13 protein-coding genes and 1 pseudogene are annotated in these 17689 nt (G+C 58.1%); 5 read left to right on the forward strand and 9 right to left on the reverse strand.

Features of this window, described 5'->3' with window-relative positions; all coding sequences use genetic code 11:
• Positions 1-158 precede the first annotated feature (158 nt).
• The 4 genes from DUD43_RS00220 to DUD43_RS00235 all read right to left on the reverse strand — a co-directional run bounded on the left by DUD43_RS00220 (position 159) and on the right by DUD43_RS00235 (position 6563).
• Positions 159-3719, reverse strand: coding sequence for an autotransporter outer membrane beta-barrel domain-containing protein (locus DUD43_RS00220; RefSeq protein ID WP_153228654.1), 3561 nt, complete (start codon positions 3717-3719; stop codon positions 159-161).
• 325 nt (positions 3720-4044) lie between these two features.
• Positions 4045-4800 (reverse strand): arylmalonate decarboxylase, encoded by a 756-nt coding sequence (locus tag DUD43_RS00225; protein WP_153228655.1) that lies wholly within the window; start codon positions 4798-4800, stop codon positions 4045-4047.
• A gap of 17 nt (positions 4801-4817) precedes the next feature.
• Positions 4818-5786: a Bug family tripartite tricarboxylate transporter substrate binding protein gene (locus DUD43_RS00230; protein ID WP_153228656.1), complete on the reverse strand. Its 969-nt coding sequence runs from the start codon at positions 5784-5786 to the stop codon at positions 4818-4820.
• 48 nt (positions 5787-5834) lie between these two features.
• Positions 5835-6563: a GntR family transcriptional regulator gene (locus tag DUD43_RS00235; protein ID WP_026483950.1), complete on the reverse strand. Its 729-nt coding sequence runs from the start codon at positions 6561-6563 to the stop codon at positions 5835-5837.
• 207 nt (positions 6564-6770) lie between these two features.
• Between DUD43_RS00235 and DUD43_RS00240 the strand changes: the two genes are divergently transcribed.
• Positions 6771-7697, forward strand: coding sequence for a DMT family transporter (locus DUD43_RS00240; RefSeq protein WP_153228657.1), 927 nt, complete (start codon positions 6771-6773; stop codon positions 7695-7697).
• A 34-nt stretch (positions 7698-7731) separates the two neighbouring features.
• Positions 7732-9003: a CobW family GTP-binding protein gene (locus DUD43_RS00245; protein ID WP_153228658.1), complete on the forward strand. Its 1272-nt coding sequence runs from the start codon at positions 7732-7734 to the stop codon at positions 9001-9003.
• A gap of 213 nt (positions 9004-9216) precedes the next feature.
• On the opposite strand, the gene DUD43_RS00250 is transcribed toward DUD43_RS00245, so the two are convergent.
• The 4 genes and pseudogenes from DUD43_RS00250 to DUD43_RS00260 all read right to left on the reverse strand — a co-directional run bounded on the left by DUD43_RS00250 (position 9217) and on the right by DUD43_RS00260 (position 12715).
• Positions 9217-10194 carry a tripartite tricarboxylate transporter substrate binding protein BugD gene (locus tag DUD43_RS00250; RefSeq protein WP_153228659.1) on the reverse strand — a complete coding sequence of 326 codons (978 nt, stop codon included), beginning with the start codon at positions 10192-10194 and terminating at the stop codon, positions 9217-9219.
• A 211-nt stretch (positions 10195-10405) separates the two neighbouring features.
• The gene (locus DUD43_RS00255) at positions 10406-11572 is read right to left on the reverse strand and encodes an MFS transporter (RefSeq protein WP_035274944.1); all 1167 of its coding nucleotides are present in this window, start codon (positions 11570-11572) and stop codon (positions 10406-10408) included.
• Positions 11573-11704: 132 nt separating this feature from the next.
• Positions 11705-11929 (reverse strand): annotated as a pseudogene (locus DUD43_RS19390) (antibiotic biosynthesis monooxygenase); the annotation flags it as partial.
• Positions 11930-12013: 84 nt separating this feature from the next.
• Positions 12014-12715: a glutathione S-transferase family protein gene (locus DUD43_RS00260; RefSeq protein ID WP_153228661.1), complete on the reverse strand. Its 702-nt coding sequence runs from the start codon at positions 12713-12715 to the stop codon at positions 12014-12016.
• 124 nt (positions 12716-12839) lie between these two features.
• On the opposite strand from DUD43_RS00260, the gene DUD43_RS00265 reads away from it, so the two are divergent.
• Positions 12840-13835, forward strand: coding sequence for a 5'-nucleotidase (locus DUD43_RS00265; protein ID WP_153228662.1), 996 nt, complete (start codon positions 12840-12842; stop codon positions 13833-13835).
• Positions 13836-13968: 133 nt separating this feature from the next.
• On the opposite strand, the gene DUD43_RS00270 is transcribed toward DUD43_RS00265, so the two are convergent.
• Entirely contained in the window at positions 13969-14709 is a 741-nt protein-coding gene (locus DUD43_RS00270) for an IclR family transcriptional regulator (protein ID WP_153228663.1), read from the reverse strand.
• Positions 14710-14961: 252 nt separating this feature from the next.
• On the opposite strand from DUD43_RS00270, the gene DUD43_RS00275 reads away from it, so the two are divergent.
• Together DUD43_RS00275 and DUD43_RS00280 are read left to right on the forward strand one after the other, a co-directional pair.
• Positions 14962-16557: a sulfatase-like hydrolase/transferase gene (locus DUD43_RS00275; protein WP_153228664.1), complete on the forward strand. Its 1596-nt coding sequence runs from the start codon at positions 14962-14964 to the stop codon at positions 16555-16557.
• Between the two features lie 63 nt (positions 16558-16620).
• Complete coding sequence (locus tag DUD43_RS00280; protein ID WP_153228665.1) at positions 16621-17604, forward strand: Bug family tripartite tricarboxylate transporter substrate binding protein; 984 nt, start codon at positions 16621-16623, stop codon at positions 17602-17604.
• The last annotated feature ends 85 nt before the right edge of the window (positions 17605-17689 follow it).

A 17689-nucleotide genomic window follows, 5' to 3' on the forward strand; every position in this document is an offset into this window, starting at 1 on the left:
TGATGTGTCAGAGAGTTCAATAAAAAGCCCCAGGACCGGAATAATGTGCCGGTCCTGGGGCTTTTGTTTTGTCGTGTGCTGTGATGCACAGGGCTTGCTTTACGCCGCCGAGCAGGTGCTGAAACTGACACCTGCTCGTGCCATGGTTGCCGCCTTCATCAGAAGATAAAGCGATACCCTCCATTCACGTTGACGGTATCGAAGTTGTGGCCACGGTTGGTATCCACTTCCAGATAGAAGTCGTGGCGCTGGTTGATACGGGCATTGATACCCAGGCCATTGTTCCACCAGTTACCGCGGAAATAATGGTTCTCTTTTTCGCCGTTCAGATAGTAGTGACCGCGCCCGGAAAATTCGCGTACAAAGGCGGTTTTCCAGTACAGGTTGTACTCGGTGCTGCCATTACTCATCTCGTAGCCTAGCGAGAAGCCGTAGCGCCCCACATTGGAGTTGTAGCTGTCCAGCCGGATGTTCAAACCGTTGGAGGCCGTGAACTCCGTGCTGCCTACGCGGCTGTAGGTGTGCTGCATTTGCGGCTGGATATACCAGCCCTGCTTGGGCTGCTGAAAATGGAAGCGCTTGCCCACTTCCAGCGAGGCGCTCATGCCGTTGTTATTGGTGTCGCCCTCCACCATGTTTTTCTGCGTGTCCTCCACCGTGAAGCTGTGCTTGTAGCGGTTGAACTTCAGCACGCCATCCACATAAATGCCGCTGTCCTCGTGGATATAGGTGGCGTACAAACCGCCGAAGTAGGACTTGGCCTTGGCGCTGCCGCCGGTGGGTTTGGGATCGCCATAGGTATGGCCAATAAACAGACCCGTGTAGATGGGCAGATCGCCCAGGCGACGGTCCAGACCCATTTGTGCGCCGTAGTACTTCATCTTGAAGCCATCCAGCTTTTCACGCGCAAAACCGCTGTAGCGGCCACCATAGCCACGTATCCAGAAGTTGTGCAGCTTCTCGCCGTTCAGGCGCAGGTCGCCCATGCGTTGCATCAGGGTTTGCTGCTCGGCAATGTTCATCAGGTAGCCAATGCTGAACATATTGGCGGCGGCCTTGGCGGTGGTGGTAATCGGTACGTGCGGGTCAGGGCCAGGCTTGGGGGTCACCTCGGGGTCCACAGGCGGGGTGACGGGCGGCTCGATGGGCGGCACAACCGGGGGTTCAACTGGCGGGTCCGGGTCTACCGGCGGTTCCACTGGAGGATCGACAGGTGGGTCGATCGGTGGCGGCTGCCAGGGGTCGATAGGTGGTTCCGGGTCCAGCGGTTCGTAGAAGGAATCTTCGTCCGGTTTGGGTGGTAATGGATCATCACCCAGCGACGTTACTTGCCAGTCCTTGCCATTGGCGTGCGGGGCAACTTTGTACAGATAACCGCCCAGCTCAATGGCGTAAGGGGTATAGAAGGACAGCTTGCTGGGTGGCTGGCCGCTTGTGTTCACAATGGTCCAGGCGGAGTTCGACTGCGCATCAAACGCGCCGTTATTGGCAATCTGTACCTGGAATACACCCTGGGAATTGCCAGCGCTATTGTCCACAAACAGGCGCGTGTCGAAGTTGCCGGAATCGCTTGGGCTGATGCGGGGGCGGAACAGTAAAACTGGGTCACCCGTTCCTTGCAAACGCCCTTCTACCGCCACAATGCTGTCAACAGGCAGCTCGCGCAGGTCCAGCGAGGCTCCATTGAGCATGGCCAGCTCGTTCAGGTTGGAACTGCGGCTGGGCGTCCAGCGGCTTTGTGCCATGGTCAGGTCGATCTTTCCCTGCGTGCTTTGCAGGGCCGCGCCGTTCCAGGTGGAACCGGGGACCATATCCAGTCGAATATGTCCGTTGCTTTGCGCAATGGCGGTGCCGTAAATCCCCATCAGGCCTTTGGCATTGATCAGGCTGTTCGTGCCTTGAGCGGTCAGCGCCGTGTCGGCGGTGTTGCTCATGATGGTGGAGAGCTCGCCTGTGGCGTCCACGCGTCCGCCGGAGGTGGCCACAATGCCGTTGATCTGTGCCTGATCGCTGCTGCCTACCGTATTCAAGGTGAAGTTGTGCAGGATGACCTGACCGTTGTTGGAATACACCCCGTAGTTGGGCTGGGCGCTTTCCTGGCTGTTGTAGAACACGGCGCTGTCTCTGGCCTCGATCCGTCCGCCTGACGTTGCCACCAGGGCGGCCGAAACGCCGGTGCTGGAACCTGCCGCCCGGTCAATCCCAATGCTGGTGTTATCCAGCTCGATCTTGCCTTTGTTGACGGCATAGGCGCCGATGCGCTCGCCCAGCAGGAAGTTGGCCTGGGTGTCGCTGCCCTTGAACAGGATCTGGCCGGAGTCATCCGCGTACAGCGCGATGCCCTGGTCCACTTGAACCCGGCTACCGGCATCGACACGGGCGGTCGCGTTACCGCGCACGTCCAGCCCCACCGTGCTGCTGCCTTTACCGCGTATATCCAGCTCCTTGGCCTGCATGGTGATGACAGAGCCAGAGTCCAGCCTGCGGTTGGAGATCAGCCAGATGCCCGCCATGCTATTGCTTTCAATCGTGGAGCCGGTACCCAGATCCAGATTCACCCGGCCTTGAATATTCAGGCCGTAGCTGCCGGATTTGATGTGAACCTGATCAAACTTCAGTTCGGTGGCGTTGCCCGCATAGGAGTTGCCGGTACGCACGCCATAAATGAAGCCGCCCATGCCAGTGCTGCTCAGGTGGGTAACGCCTTTGAACTCGGACCTGTTGTCCAGACCGTTCATGCGCAAGCCAATCCCGCTGGCATTGGTGGCGGGGGCGCGGCTTTCCATCGTCAGGTTATTGGCCGTGAATTGAGTTTGTCCGCTCAGGTTCAAGGCATAGGCAAAACCATTGCCCACGGCACTCAGGACACTGTTATTGCCCAGGTCGATATGGCTGTGCCCATTGGAGCTTTGTACATCCAGTGCCGAAGCTCCAGCTCCCTCTGCCTTGATGGTGAGCTGGTCGGCTTTCAGGCTGGGTTCTGCGGTGGTGGCATTGTTGATATTGCTCTCTATCCTCATGCCATAGGCCGCATTACCGGCTTTCACATCAATCCGGGATTTCGAGCCCAGGTCGATATTGTGAGTTCTATTATTTCCGACTGCCTTGCTGATGCCATAGGCATCGGAGTTTTTTGACTGGACGTCGATTTTCAATTCGCTGGCTTGCAGGCTGACATCTCGATTCCATAGCCCAATTCCCAGTGCGAAATTATTGTCGCCTGCAATATTGGGAATGGTGGAGCCGGGGGGATTATCCCCAGTGCCGCTGACATTGATTTGGCTACCCGTACCCAGATTCAGATTGACGGCGCCGGTGGTATTGGGGTTGCTGAGCGCGCCTTGGGAAATACCGGCGGCCTTACCCGTTTCTTGTCGATTAACGGTGATATTGACGGCCTGGCCGATAACGTTCAGGGCAGACTGATCAGCGGCAATACCGTAGGAGCGTTTGGAGACGGGATCGCTGTCAATCCTGATGTTGACGCCATTTTTCAGATCAAAGCTGGACGGATTATTAGGGTCGGCATGCAGACTGTAAAAAGTGCCACTGGGCGTAATGTCTGTTGCCCGAATGGTGTCACTATTATTCAGGATCAGTGCAGAACCATCTCCGAGATGACTATTTAATACCGCCGCAAAGGCGGCTGGCGGGCATGTCAGCGCATGTAAACCTAAAATGCTTACCCAGATTGAAAGCGGGTGTTTCGGCCTTGCCATTGGACTCCCCCTGCAAGTTTATAAAAATATAGTGTTGCGACTAATTTTTTATGACTGCATTTATTTCCAACTGTGCAAATCCTAACATTTTTTATGTTTTTTTCTATTTTCGTGAATTTTTTAATCTTCTTTTGTGATTTTTAAATCAATTATCACTTTTGATTTTTTGTTATTTATTTTGATTTATTTCGAAAATCGTTATGAAATTTAGTGCTTTCCTCTATGGCGGGGCAAAAAAAAAGAGCAGCTCAAAAGCTGCTCTTGAAAATCTGCGCGGGGAAATTTGGCAGCCGGTTCAGGGGCCGCCCTTTGCGCAGACCAATGCTCAGACCATTTGGCGCTCGCGTGCCAAACGGCCGGCTTGTTGTGGAAATAAATCCAGGCCAGCGGTTGCCACCAGATCCCAGAAACCGGCGGGGGAACTGGACACGACGGTGACACCCAACTTGTCCTCGACCTGACGCACAGCTTCCAGCGATACCAGACCACCGCAAGACAGCAGCAAACCTTGTGCCTGACCGGGAGCCTGCTCCTGGGCGATGTCCCAGGTTTTCAGGCACAGATCGACCAGCTCTTGCGTGCTGATTTTTGCCATGGCCGTGACGTCATTGACGCCCAAACCATAGGCGCAGACGGCCTGAATCTGGTTCTGGGCCAGAAAGCGGACCAGACGCTGGTTTACGTCATCAATATAGGAGGACGCGACCGCCACCCGTTCAATGCCGCTGACACGCAGGCCGCGCAAGATGGCATGGCTCATGGTGGAGCATGGCAGGCCCGTGGATTCACGCAGGCGGGCCACCAGTTCCTCGTTAAAGTCCGAGCCACGGTAAAAGCTCAGCGAGGTACCCATCAGGGACACGGCCTGGGCACCCCGGGCGGCCAGTTTCCGGGCGGCTTCCACCACCTGGTCGATGACCTGGTCATAGCCTTCCTTGTCCACCGAACTTAGGGCCAGACCTTGGGCGATGAAGTCAATTTCCGGGTACATTTCCGGGCCTTCCGGAGGCACCAGACCGGCGGCGGGAGGCACGATCAAGCCCAGAACGGGGCGCTGGGCGCCAGAGTTGTCAGTCGTCATAACAGTAGCTGCTTATTTCATTGTTTAAAGTCGAGTTGGGCGGTCTTGATGACGTTGGCCCAGCGTTCTGTTTCTTCACCCAGCCATTTTTCGGTGGCCTGGGCATCCTGATAGCCCGCTACCGAACCCTGGGCCAGGAAGGCCTCCTGCACCTGTTTTTGCTGCATGCTGTTTTCCAGCGCCTTGCTGACGGTGGCGATCAGGGCTGGGTCCACGTTTTGTGGGGCCAGCATGAATAGCGACGGTGTCACGCTATAGCCGGGCAGTGTTTCCGAGACGCTGGGCAGGTCGGGCATGCCGGGGAAGCGGCGCTCGGACAAGGTGGCCAGCAAGCGGATGCGGCCGGAGTTGGCCAGGCCAATCGAAGAGGCCAGGCTGGCAAAGGACATGGACACTTCACCTGCAGCCAGAGCCTGGCTGGCCGGTGCGCCACCGCGATACGGTACGTGAACCAGCTCGGTTTTGGTCTGCAAGGCAAACAGCTCGCCACCCAGATGGTGCACCGAGCCTACGCCCACCGAGGCAAAGGTTTCGGTTTGAGGAGGCGCCTTGCGGATGGCTTCGATCAATTCGGCCACGGTTTTGACAGGGCTGTCACCCGGAACGGCCAGAGCCAGATCAGACTGGCCCACCATGCCGATAGGGGCGAAGTCACGCTGCAAGTCGTAGCGCAGCGCCGGGTAAATATAAGGGGCGACCAGCAAGGAGGTATCGGCAAACAGCAGCGTGTTGCCATCGGCCTGGGATTTGGACACGTAGTCGGCCGAAATGGTGCCGCCTGCGCCGGATTTGTTTTCCACAATCACGGTGCGGTCCAGCTCTTTGCTCAAGGCCTGGGCGGTGACGCGGGCCAGGGTGTCGACCCCGCCGCCGGGCGCAAAACCCACGACCAGGCGAATGGGTTCGGCAGCGTGTAGGGCGGCCACAGGGCTTAATGTCAGGGCGAGCGCAGCCAGCGCACGCCGTGTGAAACGGCTTGCAAACATGAGAAAGTCTCCTCGGTATGAGTGGTAGTTTTTTAGCTAATTATTAATTCAGTGCCGCATATAAAACCCGGCTAAAGGGTTGAGCTGGGCATTTAGCCAGCTATAGCGCTCGCGCTTGTCGAACTCCCATTTCTCGGGATGGGCTTGGGCGACACGGCGCAGGGATTCGGCCCCGGACAGCACATGGCTGGCCGCTGCCTGCATGGCGCTGGGGCCGTCGCGCTGGGCCAGGGCCTGGGTCAGTGCCTGATGTTCATGCCAGGACTGCTCCATGCGGTTTTCCTGATCCAGATGGCGGTGGCGGTAAGGGTTGGTCAGACGGCGCAGGTGTTCAATTTGCTGCACCATGAAGGTATTGCCGGCAATGCTGTGAATCAGGGCGTGCAGTTCGGCGTTGTACGTGGCGTAGTCAGCCAGGCTTTTTTCCTGCAGGGCCTTGGCACCACGCTTTTGCAAACGCTCCAGTTCGCGAATCTGGGCATTGCTGATGCGGTAGGCCGCCAGCTGGGTACAGGCGCCTTCCAGCAAGGCCAGGGTTTCCAGCATTTCTTCCAGCTCTTCAATCGTGTGCTGGGTGACAAAAATCCCGGCACGCGGGGCGATGCGCACTTGCCCGGTAGCCGCCAGCTGCAGCAAGGCTTCGCGCACCGGGGTGCGTGATACCCGGAAAAACGTGCACAGCAAGGATTCATCAATGGCGCTGCCCGGCGGCAGATCACCGCTGGCAATGCGGTGCTCCAGTTCGATTCGTACCCGGTCGGTATTGCTAAGCGTCATGTCTGTCTCCCAAGCCCTTTCCTATTTTTTAGGCTTAAATGATTCTAGGGAGAGCTTTTTGATATATCAATTAAGGCTTATCCGAGGGTAAAGAAATTTCTGCCCCGTTTGGATTCGGGGAAATTTCACGGATAATCAATTTTTGCGACCCCCTCTGACCCTGTTCGGTCATAGGGGAACGCACGCTATTTTTCGGATAAAAAAACCATGAGCGAAGAACGTAAACCGCTGGATGCGCTGGCCAGCAGTGCCATGCTGGTCTTGTGCCTGATCTGGAGCTTTCAGCAGATCTTGCTCAAGGCCACGGCCAATGACATGGCACCTATTTTTCAGATCGGTTTGCGCTCGGGCGTGGCCTGTGTGCTGGTGGCCCTGCTGGTTCTGGTGCGCACGCACAAGCTGGCCTTTACGGAAGGGGCCTGGAAGCCGGGGCTGATGGCCGGTTTGCTGTTTGCGCTGGAGTATTTGCTGCTGGGTGAGAGCCTGCGCTTTACCTCGGCAGCGCACGTAGTGGTGTTTTTATATACCGCGCCCGTGTTTGCGGCTTTGGGCCTGCATATACTCCTGCCGTCCGAGCGTCTGGCCCGCCTGCAATGGGTGGGGATCGGGCTGGCGGTGGCCGGTATTGCCATTACTTTTTTGGGGCCGGCCAGTATGGATGGGGCCAATCTGGGCCGCATGTTGATTGGGGATTTGATGGCCTTGGCGGCCGGAGCCTTGTGGGGCTTTACTACCGTGCTGATCCGTAGCACGCGCCTGTCTGCCGTCCCGCCTTCGGAAGCCTTGCTCTATCAGCTGTTCAGCGCTTTTGTGATTCTGATGGTGGCCGCGGGCCTGACCGGGCAAACCGAGATACATTGGTCAGGTTTGCTGGGCGCCAGCCTGGTATTCCAGTCCGTGGTGGTGGCGTTCTTGAGCTTTCTGGTCTGGTTCTGGTTGCTGCGCCAGTATCAGGCATCGCGTCTGGGGGTGTTTTCCTTTGCCACTCCCCTGTTCGGGGTGCTGTTCGGTGCGTTCTTGCTGGGTGAAACAATCGAGCCGCGCTTTGTCACCGGGGCCTTGCTGGTGCTGATGGGCATTACGCTGGTCAGTGCTTATAGCTGGCTCAATCAATGGCGCAAACGCGTGCGTTGATCATGGGCGTTCATGTTTTACAGGTAGCAGGAGTATGAAAACGGGTGCCAAATCCGCGCCTATTCCGGTCACCTTGCTGACCGGTTTTCTAGGCAGCGGCAAAACCACGTTGCTGAACCGCGCTTTGCAAGAGGCGCAGATGGCCGAGACGCTGGTCATCATCAATGAGTTCGGGCAGACGGCGCTGGACCATCATCTGGTGGCGCACAGCCAGGAAAATGTGATCGAGGCCATGGGCAGTGGTTGCCTGTGCTGCACCATACGGCGCGATCTGGTGCAGACCTTGCGTGACATTACCTGGCGCTTTTCGCGTGCAGGTCAGCGGCAGTTTCGACGGGTACTGATTGAGACAACCGGGCTGGCCAACCCTGCGCCTATCTTGCATACCTTGTTAAGCGATCCGCAATTAGCCGGGAAGTACAGTCTGGCGGGTGTGGTGACGGTGGTGGATCTGGAACATGGGCTGGAAACCCTGGCCCGCCATGCCGAGGCGCAGCGACAGGTGGCCGTGGCGGATCTGCTGTTGTTCAGCAAGCGCGATCGGGTGGATGCAGGGACTGAAACGGCGCTGCGTGAATGCGTGCGTGGCTTGAATCCTTTGGCGCAGCAGCAGATCTTGACCGCCTCGCAGCCTGTTGCGCCCAGTCTCTTGGGCTTGGGCGAGCAAGCCGGGCAAGGACGGGCCTGGAGCCTGGAAGCTTTCGAGGTGCTGGGGCAAGATATTGGCGATCACGATCACGATCACGATCACGATCACGATCACGATCACGATCACGATCACGATTATGTGCATAGCCATAGCCATAGCCACGGCACGGGTACCATGGCTGGCAACAGCAACAGCAACAGCAACAGCAACAGCAACAGCAACAGCAACAGCAACAGCAACAGCAACAGCAACAGCAACAGCAACAGTCCTGGGTCCGCCCACCTCCATGGAAAGAGTCCAGAAACGCCTGCAGTCAGCACGCCGGATGTCTCCCGTCATGGAGACTCAATCTACTCGTTAAGCGCTCTGTTCCCTCAGCCTCTGCCTGCCGACAAGCTGCAATCCTGGCTATCGGATCTGTGCCAGTGGGCAGGCCCGCGTCTCTTGCGCCTGAAGGCGGTTCTGCCCGTACAAGGTATGGACCAGCCACAGGTAATTCATGCCGTTCAGCATCAGTCCTACCCTTGGCAGGCTGTGCCGCAGCGGCCGTGGCCGGATCAGCAAGGGCGCATGGTATTGATCACGCAGGATCTGGATTCCCAGGAGCTTTGGGCGCGATTGCAGGCTTTGGATGCGGCGGTTCGCAAGACGGATTAAAACTTGATGAGTCAGGGCCTCTCTTGGCCGGATTTTCTTGAGCCATTGAGTCAGAGCCTTTCTTGATCGGGCTCTCTTGAGTCGTCGGGAGCCTGACGAGGCATTATTTTTTCGTCATCCGAGCAGGCGACTCACTGCTACGACAGGCAATTCCGCTAGTCGAAAAAAAGGACGCCTAAGCGTCCTTTTCAAAAGCCTTTGGGCTAACAGGTTTTATTGGGGCTCTACGCCCACTTTCTTGAACAATGCGGCCCATTGGGGCACTTGTTGCTCCACCTTGGCCTGCAAGGCGGCCGGGTTGGCTTCTTTTTCCATGACCGTTGCTCCCAGGGTGGCCATGCGGCTCTGGAAGTCCTTGTCGGCCATGCCCGCTTGCAACGCTTTCACCAGGGTGTCCACGACAGGCTGGGGTGTGTCTTTCGGTGCCCACATGCCGTGCCAGATACCGACTTCAAAGTCCTTGAAACCGGACTCCTGCATGGTGGGTACGTCCGGGAAGGTCGGGACGCGTTCGCGGCTGGTCACCGCATAGACTTTGACCTTGCCGGATTTGATTTGCTGGGTGGTGTTGGTGGTTTGGTCACACATGATGTCCACCTGCTTGCCCATCAGATCCGCAATGGCCGGGGCCGTGCCTTTGTAGGGCACGGTCAGCAGTTCAATACCCAGTGCTTCGGTGAACATGGTGCCGCACAGGTGGCTGGCTGCGCCAATCCCGGCGTTAGCTAGCGAAACCTTGTCCTGGTTGTCCTTCAGGTACTGCACCAGTTCCTGGATGTTGTTGGGCGGGAAGTCCTCGCGGGCAATGATGGTCATGGGAACGTCCACCACCAGACCGATGGGGGACATGCCATTGATGGCGTCGTAGCCGGGCTTTTTGTACAGCGAAGGAGCGGTGGAAAAGCCGATGTGCATCAGCAGTATGTTGTAGCCATCCGGTTTGGCGCGGGCAACCTGGGCGGTGCCAATGGAGCCACCTGCCCCGCCCTTGTTTTCCACCACGATGGTCTCGCCCAAAACGGGACGCATGGCCTCGGCCAGCGCACGGGCCACGTTGTCCGTGGGGCCGCCTGCCGCAAAGGGCACAACCATATTGATGGGGTGATCCGGGTAATCTGCTGCCTGTGCGGTGACCGAGCAGGCCAGAGCCGCAGTAAGACTGACCAACAGCTTGTTTAATGCAACAGCCATGATGCCTCCTTGATAAGGATTACTTATTCTTGTGGGCAATACTTTGGTCCGGTCGCTAATTACTGCCAAGCGTGTGGAGCGGCTTTTATTCTACTGAGGGTAGGGGCGTTTCTTTTTCAGGTCTAACCCTAGTTCGGGGCTGAAATTGACTAGGGGAATATACGGGGACGGCAAGCCGCGGCCAGGGGCGGCGGCTTGCTGGAGAGTCTGCTCAGGCCGCGGTGGCGGGCTTGTGCAGGACGGGTGTCAGGTAGGCGATGATGGAAATTATCAGCGCGGCAGTGGCGATCAGGCTGCAGAAGATCATCAGGCCCTGGTCCAGACCCAAGTGGTCGGCCAGCCAGCCCAGGCCCAAAATAGGCAGAATGGCGCCCAGATAGCCGGTGATCAGGTAGGTGGACGTCAGACCGGCACGTTGATGCGGAGGTGAGACACGCTGCACGATGGACATGCCGCCGTACATGCACAGGCCATGACCAAAGGCGGTCAGCAGCACGCACAGAATGAACAGCAGCGAGGAGCTGGCCCACAGATTGATCAGCAAGGCGATACAGGCCAGGGTGAAGGACAGCAGCCCCACAATGACGCTACGCTTGGCGGGCCAGCGGCGGATCAGCAGTTGGAAGCCCGAGGACAGGAACAGAATGATCCCGATGGAAAAGCCGCTGGTGGCCGGGCCGTGCCAAGGCACCATTTGTGCCATGAAGCTGGGTGCCAGCGAGGCAAACAGACTGAACATGGCAAAGGCGCAACAGGCAGACAGACAGCCAATCAGATAGGGCCGGCGCAGATGGGTAGCCGGCAGCGTCAGGCGCGGCATCCAGGTGCGCCAGCTGGTCTTTTGTGGCACAGGCTGCTTGCTGGCAATGGGCTTGATCTGAAACAGGGCATAGATGGCCAGCACGCCCAGCGCCATGGAGGGGATGTAGCTGGAGAACAGCGGATTCGGGACCCATTGTGCAATCAGGCCGCCTACGACCGGGCCCAGGCCAAAACCAAAGGCCAGCATCAGCGAGGTGGTGGCCGCCGCGCGTTGTACGTCTCCGCCCCGGTTGAATTGCCCCAGGCCGATGGAGGCCGAGGTCACAATCATGCTGGAGGCCATCCCGATCATGATGCGGCTGAACAGGAAGCTGCCCACGTCCCAGGCAAAGGCGGACAGGGTCACGCCGCTGGTTACCAGAATCAGGCCGGTACGCAGCACGGGCATAAAGCCTTTCATGTCGCTCAGGCGGCCCAGGAACAGCAGGCCCGTCAAACCGGCGGCCATATAGGCTACATACAGCTGGGTGATATGGCTGGCGTTCAGTTCCCAACGGTCCTGGTACAACGGGTACAAGGGGCTGGCCAAGGCCGTGCCCATCACCCCGATACACATGGCGATACTGATCCACACGTACGGGTCCCACTTGCTTTTCTTGCCCGACGGGCGTGCAGCCGCCGGCTTGTCAGCGCCCGCTTGCTGGGCCGGATGGTTCAGATTTTGTTCGACCCGTGCTTTTTGCAGGGTCTGGGCGGGGGCGCTGGCGTGAAAGTCCTTGCAGCTTTGGGAGTCTCGCCAGCTTTCATGCAGCACCCATTGTCCTGGGGGCTGGTCTTTGCGCAATACATCGAAGCGTAAACAGGCGCTGTTGGCTCGGGCTTGTTCAGCCAGCGAGCCTACATAGGCGTCCTGTGCCTGAGGGTCCAGATCGGTGAAATGGTAGTTTGTAGTGCGAAAGTACGTATCGCCCATGCGGCGCAATCCTTGACAGCGAAATCATTCGGGACCATCAAGGATACTCTTTCGTGCCTGCACTGACATGGCAATTCGCTGACACTAGGCTGGCTGGCGTAAATCCAGATGTATATCAGCCACACGCAGGATTTCGGCTTCGTGGTCCGGGTCGCGCCAGGTGTCCTGACAGGCCATCTGGTGCCAGCGCTGCATGGCAGGCAGTTCCAGTATGCGGTTCATGTAGTCCTGACAGGCCTCGTCCAGCTTCAGACCATAGGTTTGCAGGCGAAACACCACGGGGGCGTAAAAGGCATCGACTGCGCTGAATCGCTCTCCGGCCAGGAAAGGGCCACCAAAACGGCTCAAGCCTTCTTGCCAGATGGTTTGCAGACGCTCCAGCTCGCCTTGCAGGCGCATGTCGTGCTGATGGTGGTGGGCACGCAGGGCGACGGCAAAGGGGCAAAGATTTCGCAGCGAGGAAAAGTTGGCGTGCATTTCCGCGCTGGCGCTGCGAGCCCAGGCACGGGCCACGGGGTCAATCGGCCAGACGCCGGGATGCTGTTCAGCCAGGTATTCGGCAATGGCCAGGCTGTCCCAAATGATTTGCCCATTGGCATGCAGCACGGGTACCTGACCGGCCGGGGCCATTTCGTGAAAAGCCAGGGTGCTGAAGGGAGGGCCGAAATTGAACCATCGCACATCAAAGTCCATGCCCAGGTGGCTCATCAGTAGCCAAGGGCGTAGGGACCAGGACGAATAGTGGGGATTGCCCAGGACAAGGGTATAGCGTTTGGAGGCTTGCATGGTGGCACGATTTCACGAAGGTGATAGTGTTTGCACTTTAGTAGGCTTTGTTCTGCTTGGGTAGTACCAGAACTGGCTTGTCGTTTTGGTATGCTGTTTTTTTTGCGGATTTGGGGAGCGGTGCATGGCGTATGACCTGGAGAAACGGCTGGTGATTGGGTTGGCTTCCAGCGCTTTGTTTGATCTGAGCCAGTCCCATCAGGTCTTTCTGGAGCAAGGTGAGGCGGCTTATCGCGATTACCAGCTGGCGCGCGAGCACGAGCCCCTGAAGCCAGGTGTGGCCTTTTCCTTCATCCGGCGCTTGCTGGCCCTGAATGATCTGTCGCCCGACGATCCCTTGGTCGAGGTGGTGCTGCTGTCCCGTAACGATCCCAATACGGGTTTGCGGGTGATGAATTCCATTCGCCATCATGATCTGGACATTACGCGGGCGGTGTTTTTGCAAGGGGGCGACCCCAGCCCTTATATTCAGCCGCTATCCATCAGCCTGTTCCTGTCGGCCAATCAGGAGGATGTGCATCGGGCGGTGCAGCAAGGCTATCCCGCAGGTCAGGTGCTGAATTCCTCTTACGAGGATGCTTACGACGACCAGCCCATCCGCGTGGCCTTCGACTTTGATGGGGTGATTGCGGACGACGAGTCCGAACGTGTGTATCAGCAGGAAGGCGGCTTGCCGGCTTTTTTCGAGCATGAAGTGCGTTTGGTGCAAAAACCGCATAATCCGGGCCTGTTACAGGCGTTTTTGCTGAAATTGGCGCATATTCAGGAAGTGGAGCAGCAGCGTCAGGAGCAGGATGCCAGCTATGTGCCGCGCCTGCGGATTGCGATTGTGACGGCGCGCAATGCCCCGGCTCACGAGCGCGTCATCAATACCATCCGTAGCTGGGGTATTGAGGTGAATGAGGCTTTCTTTCTGGGCGGCATCGAAAAACGGCGGGTGCTGGAAGTCTTGCAGCCGCATATCTTCTTTGATGACCAGACCACGCACCTGATTCCTACCGCGCAGACTTTGCCTTCCGTGCATATTCCGTTTGGAGTGGTGAACCACCCGCCGGTGAAAGCGACGGAGCCGGAGAAAAAGAAAGGTCGGAAACAGGAGCAGCGGAAATCAAAGCCGTAGACAGGGTGTGTGATCGGCTGGTGCGGCTGCAGCGGGCTTAGTGCTAAATCCGTTCGGTTCTAAACCCGCCCAAGACAAAGCCGCGTACTGATGCTTGATCAGGCGCGGCTTGGTCCTTGTGGGCACCCAGTCCTCAGACTTGTGCCAGAGCGCGGCTAACGGCGCGTGCAGCGGGTTGGATCAGGCTGGCCAGTGCCTCGGGGTTGATGGCCTCAAAGCGTTCCAGCGTGCCCAGCAAGGTCAGGCTGCCGAAAATCCGTTTGGCATCGTCAAAAATAGGCGCGGAAATGCCGCCTATGCCCGGATTGATCTGCTCCTTGGTGATGCAATAGCCTGCACGGCGCAGCTCCTGCATATGGGCGGAGAAGGCTGGCCATTCCTTGCCCAGGCGCTGTACATAATCAATTTCCTGATTCTTCTCGTACAGACGGCGCAGATGGCGGGTGGGCAGGTAAGCCGTGACGATACGTGCCGTGGAACTGCGGAACATATCCATGGTGCGGCCCCGGCCAAACAGCAGCTCGAAACGCTCCGGCCCGGTTTCCTGATGGGTGGTCAAAATGCGTTCGCCATATTGCTGGCCAATCAGGACGTCCAGCCCGGTCTGCTCGACCAGCGAGCGCAACAGGGGACGACAGCGGCTGACCAGCGGATCAAATTCGCGGATCAGTAAATCCATTTCTATAAACCGGGGCCCGGGAGCGTAGCCTTCTGGGCTGCGGATCAACAGGCCGCTATTGCATAGCTCTTTCAGATAGCGATAGGTGGTGGCGGGAGGGTAGCTCAGGCGGGTGCAGATGGTCTCCACATCCAGAACCGGCGTGTGTGCACCGTACAAGTCCAGAATTTGCAGCATGCGTCTTAGACTATTCATGTGCCCTCGTAAAAACGGAGTTGTTGGTTCTCTATTCTAACCACGCTCTGGCCTGTCAGTGGCGAGCAACAGCGGGCATGGCTCCGGTCTACTGGTTTATACCTAAACCATCAGATTATTCAAAAATTATTCTCAGACTACGGTAATAATCTGGAACATAAGCGGGTCTGTTATGCATTTGCTTACACATGGCCTACTCCTTTTGTGATGCCGGGTTATACACGGGCCCGGCCCGGTTTTTTCGAGGCGGACATGGATCAGGCTCATCCCAGCCAGGTGTCTTTAGAGATCAAGAATGTGCTGTTCATCATGTGTGATCAGTTACGTGCGGACCACCTGTCCTGTTATGCCCCTGGCGGTGCATTGAAGACGCCCAATCTGGATCGTCTGGCCGCCATGGGTGTGCGCTTTGATCGCGCCTATGTGAACTCTGCCGTCTGTGGCCCCTCGCGGGCCTCGTATTACACCGGCCGCTATCCCTTGTCGCACCGGGTTAGCTGGAACCGCGTCCCTCATCCTATCGACGAGCTGTATCTGGGCGATTATCTGGCCCAGTCCGGGCGAGACTGCCATCTGCTGGGCAAGACTCACCACGTGCCGGACCCGGCCGGGGCCAATGCCCGGCGCTTTCAGGTGCAGCCCGAGGGGGCCGAGCGTTTCTGGCAAGGCGGCTTTACCGCGATTGAGCGCTACGACGGTCACTTTGAAATGGGCCCGGATAGCGAGTACCGCCAGTATTTGCAGGCTCAGGGTTACGACAGCGAGCGTCCCTGGGAAGACTATGTGATTGGCAGTCAGGATGCCCAGGGCCAGTTCGCCTCCGGTTGGTACATGCGCAATGCCAGCCTGCCTGCACGAGTGCAGGCGCAGGACTCGGAAACCGCCTACTTCACCCAGCGGGCCATGGATTTCATCACGGACAAAGGTGAAGAGCCCTGGGCCCTGCACCTGTCTTTCATCAAACCGCACTGGCCTTACAAAGCGCCCGCGCCCTACCACGACCGCTTTGGCGCGGAAGATGCCTGTACGCCCTTGCGTGCGGAGCACGAGCGCCAGAATGCACACCCGGTGCACGCGGCCTATCAGCAGCACGAAGAGTCACAGTCCTTTGCCCAGGATGAGGTCTGGCGCACGCTCAAGCCTGTCTATATGGGCCTGGTGCAGCAGATTGACGATGAAGTCGGCCGTTTGCTGAACATGCTGGAGCAGCAGGACCGCCTGAAAGACACCCTGATTATTTTCAGCTCCGATCATGGCGATTTGCTGGGCGATCACTGGCTGGGCGAAAAAGAGTACTTCTTTGAAAACGCCATTCGCGTTCCGCTGATCGTGGTTGACCCACGGGCCTCAGCGAATGCCACACGTGGCCAAAGCAGCGATGCCTTTGTGGAGTGCGTGGATGTCACCCCCACGATTCTGGATGCCTTGCACCTGCCTGCCCAGGAACACCGGGTGGAAGGTCGTTCCCTGATTCCCCTTTTGCACGGCCAGTCCGACTGGGCGCGTGAGTACACCGTGGCCAGCCTGGATTACGCCTATCGGGAAGCCCGCCAGATTCTGGGTCGTGGCGTGGATGAATGCCGGGGCCTGATGTTGCGCGATGGCGAGTATAAATACATGCACTGGCAGGGTTACCGGCCACAACTGTTCGATTTGAAGCAAGACCCTGACGAGCTGCACGACCTGGGCGCAGACCCGGCGTATGCAGCGGTTTGTCGGCGTATGAAAGAAGGCCTGCTGGACTGGCATGACACCCTGAAAGGGCGTGCCAGCGAGAGCTGGGCCGCGGTAGAGGATCGTACCAATGCGCATGAGCGCATGATGAATATCTTGATTGGACGATGGTAGATGCGCTGCGGGGGGCTACCAATCGGTGGCGGGCCGCAATCAATAACGATAAGGAGTGGACAAATGAAGCAGCTTAAAAATACGACGCTGGCCCTGTTGTTGGCAGGCGTAGGTGCTTTGGCCCCGATGATGGCTCAGGCCGCCTGGCCGACCACGGATCAGGTTCGTATTGTGGTCCCTTACCCACCCGGCACCGAGCCGGACATTCTGGCCCGCGATCTGGGTGTGCATCTGAACAAGGCCACCGGCAAGGTCTTTGTGATCGAGAACCGTCCGGGCGCCAACGCCATTATCGGCACCGACAATATCGCCAAAGCCAAGGGCGACGGTGCTTCCCTGCTGATGGTCGATAGCCTGGCAGTCTCCACCAACCCGCTGCTGTACAACAACCTGCCCTACAAATGGGAAAAGGACCTGAAGCCGGTCACAACGGTAGCCGGTGTGAACCTGTACCTGCTGGTGCGTAATGATTTCCCGGCCAAGGACTACAAGGAATTCATCGCCCAGGCCAAGAAAGCCAATGGCGACACCAATGTGGGCACAGGCGGCCGTGGACACGTCACGCACCTGGGCATGGGCTTGCTGGCCCGTGAAGAAGGGGTGAATTTCACCTACATCCCGTACAAGGGCATGGCCCCGGCCACTAATGCCATTCTGGGCGGTGAGACGGATGCCATGCTGGTCGGCGGTATTCTGGCGTCCCAGCACGTGGATGGCGGCAAAGTGCGCATCCTGGCCGTAGGCTCGGACAAACGTACCGAATTGCTGCCCAATGTGCCGACCGTGCAGGAAGCAGGCGGCCATGCCAACAGCATTCCAACCACGACGTTTGCGCTGTTTGCCCCCGGCACCACGCCCGATGACACTGTGAAAGAGATTCAGGAACAGGTCGATGCCGCCCTGAAGACGCCCGAGATGCAGGCCGCCTTCAAGAGCCGGGGTCTGGCCCAGTTCTTCACCACCCCTGCCCAGACGCTGGAGCGCGTGCAGAACGACTCCAAAGTCTATTCCGAGTTGATTCCTACCTTGGGTATCCAGCCTGAATAAGGCTTTGGTATCCCCCGGCGGGCACACCTGCCTGTAGCTGGATCACAGGCGGGTGTGCTGCTTTTTTAAAACCGGCTGCGGTTCA

Source organism: Alcaligenes faecalis (assembly GCF_009497775.1).
Classification (GTDB): Bacteria; Pseudomonadota; Gammaproteobacteria; order Burkholderiales; family Burkholderiaceae_B; genus Alcaligenes; species Alcaligenes faecalis_D.

What these genes read in the sequence shown, in the direction of transcription:
- DUD43_RS00265 (WP_153228662.1), top strand. Translation starts at nt 12,840, where the DNA reads ATGGCGTATGACCTGGAGAAACGGCTGGTGATTGGGTTGGCTTCCAGC.
- DUD43_RS00250 (WP_153228659.1), bottom strand. Translation starts at nt 10,194, where the DNA reads ATGGCTGTTGCATTAAACAAGCTGTTGGTCAGTCTTACTGCGGCTCTG.
- DUD43_RS00255 (WP_035274944.1), bottom strand. Translation starts at nt 11,572, where the DNA reads ATGTGTATCGGGGTGATGGGCACGGCCTTGGCCAGCCCCTTGTACCCG.
- DUD43_RS00240 (WP_153228657.1), top strand. Translation starts at nt 6,771, where the DNA reads ATGAGCGAAGAACGTAAACCGCTGGATGCGCTGGCCAGCAGTGCCATG.
- DUD43_RS00220 (WP_153228654.1), bottom strand. Translation starts at nt 3,719, where the DNA reads ATGGCAAGGCCGAAACACCCGCTTTCAATCTGGGTAAGCATTTTAGGT.
- DUD43_RS00230 (WP_153228656.1), bottom strand. Translation starts at nt 5,786, where the DNA reads ATGTTTGCAAGCCGTTTCACACGGCGTGCGCTGGCTGCGCTCGCCCTG.
- DUD43_RS00245 (WP_153228658.1), top strand. Translation starts at nt 7,732, where the DNA reads ATGAAAACGGGTGCCAAATCCGCGCCTATTCCGGTCACCTTGCTGACC.
- DUD43_RS00225 (WP_153228655.1), bottom strand. Translation starts at nt 4,800, where the DNA reads ATGACGACTGACAACTCTGGCGCCCAGCGCCCCGTTCTGGGCTTGATC.
- DUD43_RS00270 (WP_153228663.1), bottom strand. Translation starts at nt 14,709, where the DNA reads ATGAATAGTCTAAGACGCATGCTGCAAATTCTGGACTTGTACGGTGCA.
- DUD43_RS00235 (WP_026483950.1), bottom strand. Translation starts at nt 6,563, where the DNA reads ATGACGCTTAGCAATACCGACCGGGTACGAATCGAACTGGAGCACCGC.
- DUD43_RS00260 (WP_153228661.1), bottom strand. Translation starts at nt 12,715, where the DNA reads ATGCAAGCCTCCAAACGCTATACCCTTGTCCTGGGCAATCCCCACTAT.
- DUD43_RS00275 (WP_153228664.1), top strand. Translation starts at nt 14,962, where the DNA reads ATGGATCAGGCTCATCCCAGCCAGGTGTCTTTAGAGATCAAGAATGTG.
- DUD43_RS00280 (WP_153228665.1), top strand. Translation starts at nt 16,621, where the DNA reads ATGAAGCAGCTTAAAAATACGACGCTGGCCCTGTTGTTGGCAGGCGTA.